The sequence below is a fragment of the Microbacterium sp. Leaf351 genome, from assembly GCF_001423825.1.
GTDB lineage: Bacteria > Actinomycetota > Actinomycetes > Actinomycetales > Microbacteriaceae > Microbacterium > Microbacterium ginsengisoli.
The window spans coordinates 88,848-94,779 of record NZ_LMPK01000034.1 but is presented as its reverse complement, the minus strand read 5'-3'; the positions used below and the strand labels follow the sequence as shown (position 1 = coordinate 94,779).

Genomic DNA, 5,932 nt, shown 5'->3' with positions numbered 1-5,932 from the left:
CCCCGCCGCATCCGACCGCGACGCCGTCCTCGTCGATCGCGAGGAACACGCCCGCGGGCGCCACGAACGCCGCAGGATCGGGGAAGGTCGTGGTGTAGCCGCCGCCGGGGAAGCTGTCGGTGCGCATCGAGAAGTACTCCTCGAGCAGGGCGTGCACATCGGGATCGGCGGGGGAGACGACGCGGGCGCTGGCCATGCGCTCGAGCGTACCGGCCGCCCGTAGGCTGATCCCATGACCACACGCGTCGCCATCGTCGGCGGGACCGGAAAGCTCGGTCGCGTCATCCTCGAGGTCGTCGAGTCCGAGCCCGACTTCGCCGTGCACGCGGTGCTCTCCTCACGCGACGACATCGCCGCGATCGACGGCGCCGACCTGGTGGTGGATGCCTCGACCCCCGCCGTCTCGATCGACGTCGTCCGCGCCGCGATCGAACGCGGCATCAACGTGCTCGTCGGCACGAGCGGCTGGTCGGCCGAGCGCATCGCCGCGGTGCGGCCGCTCGTCGACGCACAGGGCACCGGCGCCGTGTTCATCCCCAACTTCTCGCTCGGCTCCGTCGTCGGCTCGGCGCTCGCCGCCGTCGCGGCGCCCTTCTTCGCGTCCATCGAGATCGTCGAGGCCCACCGCGACACCAAGGTCGACTCGCCGAGCGGCACCGCCGTGCGCACGGCCGAGATGGTCGCGGCGGCCCGCTCCGAGGTGGGGCCGGTGCAGGCGCCGCACGTCGACCAGCGGGCGCGCGGTCAGCGGGTCGCGGGCGTTCCGGTGCACTCGCTGCGTCGCCCGGGTGTCGTGGCACGCCAGGAGGTCATGCTGTCCGGCCCGGGGGAGACGCTCACGATCGTGCACGACACGGCCGACCCGGCCGCGGCCTACGCTCCCGGCATCCGCCTGGCCCTCGGCGCGGCGCGCGACGCCCGCGGCGTCGTGATCGGGCTCGACAGCTTCATCGACCTCGGCATCCGTCTGCCCGGCGCCACGCCGACGACGGCAGGCCCCGGTATCGCCGACGGCGTGCCCGGTCAGGTCGCGCGGGCGACAGACGTATGACGACCCGCATCGGCGTCGCGATCATGAGCGCCGCACTGCTTCTCTACATCGTTCTGGTCGGGCAGCGGGCAGTGCTGTTCATCGCGACCGGCGAGCCCATCGCGATCGCTCTCGGCGTCGCCCTCATCTTCTTCCCGCTCCTCGCGGTCTGGGCGCTCGGGCGGGAGCTGTGGTTCGGGCATCGCGCCGCGGTGCTCGGACGCACCCTCGAATCCGACGCGGATCTCCCCGAGGAAGAGCTCACGACGCTGCCGAGCGGACGGGTCGTGCGGGCAGAGGCGGACGCCGCCTTCCCGCGCTATCGCGAGGAGGTCGAGGCGGCCCCCGAGGACTGGCGGGCGTGGTACCGCCTCGGGCTCGCGTACGACGGCTCCGGCGACCGGCGCCGGGCGCGCGCCGCGATCCGTCGGGCGATCGCCCTCGAGCGGCGGGGACGCCGCGGCATCCCCTCGACCTGACCGGGATCGCGTCGGGGGCGGTTTCCGGCCGGCGGCGTCAGGCGGCCGGTACCGCGGCGGCGACCGCGTCGTCGACGGTCGGGTGAGTGAACGTGAACCCGGCGTCGAGGAGGGTCTGCGGGCGCACGTCGGCATCGCTCGTGAGCAGCGCATCGGTCGCGTCGGCGCCGAGCACGAGGCGCATCGCCCATGCCGGCGCCCGTAGCAGGAACGGCCGGTTCATGCGCCGGGCCAGCGCGAAGCCCAGATCGTTCGCGGTCGCCCGTGCCGGGCCCGTGAGGTTCACGGGGCCTGAGATCTCGCCGTCGATCACCGCACGGATCGCCCGCACCTCGTCCTCGAGCGAGATCCACGGCCACGACTGCGTGCCGCGGCCGATCGGGCCGCCGAGGCCGAACCGGGTCAGCAGGATCAGGGGCTTCAGCACGCCGTCGCGATGCACGACGGGAGCCGTGCGCAGCAGCGCGACCCGGGTGACGGAAGCAGCAGCCTCCGCGGCCGCCTCCCAGTCGACGCAGAGCCGGGCGAGGAACGTGTCGCCGGCGGCCGAGCTCTCGGTGAGCACCTGTCCCGGCTCCGAGCCGTAGTAGCCGACGGCCGATGCGGAGACGAACGCGGGCGCGCCGGCTCCCAGACGCAGGAGGGCGGCCGCCAGGGTCTCGGTGGGTTCCAGGCGCGACCGCCGCAGCTGCTGCTTGTACGACGCCGACCACGGGAACCTGCCGACGCTCGCGCCTCCGAGGGAGACCACGGCGCGCGCCCCGGCCAGCACGGACTCATCGAGCCCGCCCGTCTCGGGCGCCCACGACACCTCGTCGGGTGCGGTCGCATCGCGCCTGACGAGTCGTGTCACCGGCACGCCGTCCGCACGCAGCGCATCGGCGAGAGCCGATCCGATGAGCCCGGACGCGCCGGCGAGCACGACCCGTTCAGAGGTGTCAGGCAAGCGTGGCCTCGAGGGTGATCTCGATGCCCGAGAGGGCCTGGGACACGGGGCATCCGGCCTTCGCCTCGCCCGCGAGACGGTCGAAGTCCTCGGCGCTGATGCCCGGCACGACCGCGTGCACGTTGAGGTGGCTGCCGGTGATGCCGGTGCCTGGGATGAAGGTCACGGATGCCGTCGCCTCGATGCTCTCCGGCGGGGTGCCGTTCTGCGTGAGGGCGTGGGAGAACGCCATGCTGAAGCACGAGGAGTGTGCCGCGGCGATGAGCTCTTCGGGAGTCGTCACCGACGACGATCCCTCAGACCGGGCCTTCCAGTTGACCGCGAACGGTCCCTGGTTGGAGCTCTCGAACGCGACCTCGCCGGACCCCTCCGCGAGGGAGCCCTTCCACGACGTGCTGGCTTCGCTGGTGACGCTCATGCGGTGCTCCTTCGATCGGATGGCGCGCCGAGATCCGACGCCGTCGCCAGCCTAAGCGGGGCGGGCGACGGGCACGAGGGGCTTGACGTCGATCAGACCGCCGCGGTCGAGCGGCGACCGATGAGGCCCGCGCGCTGCAGCAGCAGATAGAGCTCGCATCCGAGGCACAGGCCGAAGACCGCGTTCAGGAATGCGGCGACGAAGGCGGCCGCCGCGGCGATCGGCAGCGCCCACGGCACACCGATCAGGTGGAGCACGATGCCGACGACGCTGACGAACAGTCCTACGCCCTGCGCGAAGCGCGGCGGGCGCGGGTCCTCGAGCTCGGTGGGGGGCTTCAGCCGCGGGCGTACGACAGAGCGGAACAGTGCGCCCCACGGGGCGGTGCGCGGCGAGGCGACGCTCCACAGGAACAGCAGCGCGATCACGACCAGCAGTAGGAATGCCGGGTCGGTCACGCGCTGCGCGAGGGTGGTGCCGGTCTGGGTCGCGGTGCCGATCAGCGCCAGGTACAGGTCGATGATCAGCAGCACCGTCGTGATGGATGCCGCGAACCGCGGTCCGCGCGGATCGATCCCGGCGGGGGAGTTAGACACGGGTGTTCTCCTTCTGAAGGCGGGTGAGCTCCAGCTCGACGGCGGTGCGGGGGGCTGCGCCGGTGAAGCGCGTGCGCACGCGTCCGGAGCCGTCGAGGATGAGGGTTGTGGGGGTCTGCAGCACGCTGAAGCGCTTCGCGATGTCGGGACGGTGCGTCAGGTCGATGTCGACATGGCGCACGCCCGGGTGGGCGCCGGCGATCTCGCCGAGGGCCCGGTGCACGCCCGGGCAGCGCGCGCAGAACTCGGTGGAGAACTGCACGAGGGTGGCCTGCTCGCCGAGCTCGTCGAACCCGAGTCGCTGCGGGTTGACCACATCCCCGGACTCGATGCGCGTGGATCGGCCGAGGCTCCGCTTCGACAGCACGCCGAACACGCTCGCCACGGCCACCAGGCCGACGAGCACGAGGGCGACGATGATCGGATCCATCTGAGAAACGGTACCCGCGACGACCGAGGGTGGGGGCGGATCGACGGAGTGTGACAGCTCGGCGTAACAATCCGCGGCGCTAGTCTGTCGGCTGTGACCGATGCCGATGCGCGCCCCGAGATCCAGTTCCGCAGCGACGTGACCGTCGAGCTCGTGCGTGCGAGCGCGTCGGACGCCGATGTCCTCTTCGCCGCGCGGGTGTCGACGCAGGGCGAGCAGACGCTGGAGTCTGCGGCATCCGGGGAGGAGGCCTCGCCCCGTGATCGCGGCCTCATCAACTACCTGATGCGCGACCGTCACGGCTCGCCGTTCGAGCACAACTCGCTCACCTTCTACGTGCAGGCGCCCATCTTTGTGTTCCGCGAGTTCATGCGCCACCGCATCGCGAGCTACAACGAGGAGTCGGGCCGCTACCGCGAGCTGCGTCCGGTGTTCTACGTGCCCGGCCCCGAGCGCAACCTGCTGCAGGTCGGCAAGCCCGGCGCGTACGAGTTCCTCCCCGGCAGCGACGAGCAGGTCGCGCTGGTGGCCGAGACGACCCGGGCCGCCTCGATCGCCGCCTTCGAGGCCTATCAGCGCATGCTCGAGGCGGGCGTCGCCCGTGAGGTCGCGCGCATCGTGCTGCCGCTGAACATCTACTCGTCGATGTACGTGACGGTCAACGCCCGCTCGCTGATGAACTTCCTCTCGCTGCGCACCAAGGTCGAGGGCACTCGGTTCCCGTCGTTCCCGCAGCGTGAGATCGAGATGTGCGCGGAGCAGATGGAGGCGTACTGGCGCGAGCTCATGCCCCTCACCCACGCCGCGTTCACCGCGAACGGGCGCGTCGCCCCCTGACGGATGCCGCGGCCGGCCGCCCGCTCGTGACGCGCGGGCGCACCACGTAGGCTGGCGCCATGGCGCGCACGGCTCTCATCACCGGCGCGAGCGCGGGCCTCGGGGCCGAGTACGCTCGCCAGCTCGCGCAGCGCGGGGCCTCCCTCGTGCTCGTCGCCCGCAGTCATGATGCGCTCGAGCAGCTCGCCAGCCAACTGCGCGGCAGCTACGGTGTCGAGGTCGAGACGCTGGCCGTCGATCTTCTCAAGCGTCGCGAGCGCGCGAAGGTGGAGGCGCGCCTGCGCGATCGCGCTCGTCCGATCGAGCTGCTGATCAACAACGCCGGGTTCGGTCTGCCGCTCGCGTTCGAGCGCAACGACGTCGAGCTCGAGGTCTCCCACCTGAAGCTCCACGTGGAGGTGCCGCTGCGGCTGACCCACGCGGCCCTCGGCGCGATGCTCGAGCGCGGCCGCGGGCGCATCGTCAACGTCGCCTCGGTCGCCGGCTTCCTCCCGCGCTCGACCTACGGCGCCTGCAAGGGCTGGCTCATTTCGTTCAGCCGCTGGGCGAACGTGCAGTACACGCCTCGGGGCGTGACGGTCACCGCCGTCTGCCCGGGCTTCACGCACACGAGCTTCCACGAGCGCATGGGGCTCGCGCCCGGGAACGAAGGAGTGCCCTCGGGTCTCTGGCTCGATGCGTCACTCGTCGTCTCGGAATCGTTGCGGGATGTCGCCCGTGGCAAGTCCGTCTCGATCCCGTCGCTGCGGTACAAGATCCTGGTGCGCCTGACCGCGCTCCTCCCCGATGCGATCGCCGCCCGCATCGGCCAGCGGGGGCGCTGATTCCCGCAATCCAGGGCCGTGTGAACCGATAGCCTTGTGACCATGACGCACACGGGCAATCCCTTCGGACAGGTGCTCGTCGCGCTCGTCACCCCGATGACGGCCGACGGCGAGGTCGACTGGCCCGCCGTCGAGAAGCACATCGACGACGTGATCACCGCGGGAGCCGACGGCATCGTCGTCACCGGCACGACGGGGGAGACCTCGACCCTCACCGACCCCGAGAAGCTCAAGCTCGTCGAGGTCGGCAAGGATGTCGCATCCGGTCGGGCGAAGATCATCACCGGGGGCGGCTCGAACGAGACCGCCCACGCGATCGAGCTCTACAAGGCCAGCGAGAAGGCCGGCGCCGACGGCATCATGATCGTCACG

General features: G+C 71.5%; 9 protein-coding genes and 1 pseudogene. 5 read left to right on the top strand and 5 right to left on the bottom strand.

Features of this window, described 5'->3' with window-relative positions; genetic code table 11:
• A pseudogene (locus ASG00_RS18095) lies at positions 1-196 on the bottom strand (GNAT family N-acetyltransferase); the annotation flags it as partial.
• Between the two features lie 36 nt (positions 197-232).
• Here ASG00_RS18095 and dapB point away from each other — a divergent pair.
• Entirely contained in the window at positions 233-1,051 is an 819-nt protein-coding gene (gene dapB, locus ASG00_RS10585) for a 4-hydroxy-tetrahydrodipicolinate reductase (RefSeq protein WP_056209403.1), read from the top strand.
• The gene (locus ASG00_RS10580) at positions 1,048-1,509 is read left to right on the top strand and encodes a hypothetical protein (protein WP_045247592.1); all 462 of its coding nucleotides are present in this window, start codon (positions 1,048-1,050) and stop codon (positions 1,507-1,509) included. Before dapB ends, ASG00_RS10580 begins: the two co-directional genes overlap by 4 nt.
• A gap of 37 nt (positions 1,510-1,546) precedes the next feature.
• Here ASG00_RS10580 and ASG00_RS10575 read toward each other — a convergent pair whose 3' ends face one another.
• The 4 genes from ASG00_RS10575 to ASG00_RS10560 all read right to left on the bottom strand — a co-directional run bounded on the left by ASG00_RS10575 (position 1,547) and on the right by ASG00_RS10560 (position 3,899).
• Positions 1,547-2,455: a TIGR01777 family oxidoreductase gene (locus ASG00_RS10575; protein WP_056209400.1), complete on the bottom strand. Its 909-nt coding sequence runs from the start codon at positions 2,453-2,455 to the stop codon at positions 1,547-1,549.
• Positions 2,448-2,873, bottom strand: a complete 426-nt coding sequence (locus ASG00_RS10570) for an OsmC family peroxiredoxin (protein ID WP_045247594.1) — start codon at positions 2,871-2,873, stop codon at positions 2,448-2,450. Before ASG00_RS10570 ends, ASG00_RS10575 begins: the two co-directional genes overlap by 8 nt.
• A gap of 92 nt (positions 2,874-2,965) precedes the next feature.
• A complete protein-coding gene (locus ASG00_RS10565) occupies positions 2,966-3,469 on the bottom strand; it encodes a DUF4395 domain-containing protein (protein WP_056209398.1) in 504 nt (167 codons plus the stop codon).
• Complete coding sequence (locus ASG00_RS10560; protein ID WP_045247596.1) at positions 3,462-3,899, bottom strand: TlpA family protein disulfide reductase; 438 nt, start codon at positions 3,897-3,899, stop codon at positions 3,462-3,464. The genes ASG00_RS10565 and ASG00_RS10560 overlap by 8 nt, the downstream gene beginning before the upstream one ends.
• A gap of 93 nt (positions 3,900-3,992) precedes the next feature.
• On the opposite strand from ASG00_RS10560, the gene thyX reads away from it, so the two are divergent.
• The 3 genes from thyX to ASG00_RS18090 form a co-directional block, all read left to right on the top strand.
• Entirely contained in the window at positions 3,993-4,736 is a 744-nt protein-coding gene (gene thyX, locus ASG00_RS10555; RefSeq protein ID WP_045247597.1) for an FAD-dependent thymidylate synthase, read from the top strand.
• 59 nt (positions 4,737-4,795) lie between these two features.
• Positions 4,796-5,560 carry an SDR family NAD(P)-dependent oxidoreductase gene (locus ASG00_RS10550; protein ID WP_056209395.1) on the top strand — a complete coding sequence of 255 codons (765 nt, stop codon included), beginning with the start codon at positions 4,796-4,798 and terminating at the stop codon, positions 5,558-5,560.
• 42 nt (positions 5,561-5,602) lie between these two features.
• The coding region (locus ASG00_RS18090) for a dihydrodipicolinate synthase family protein (protein WP_235559488.1) at positions 5,603-5,932 on the top strand (330 nt) is incomplete at its 3' end.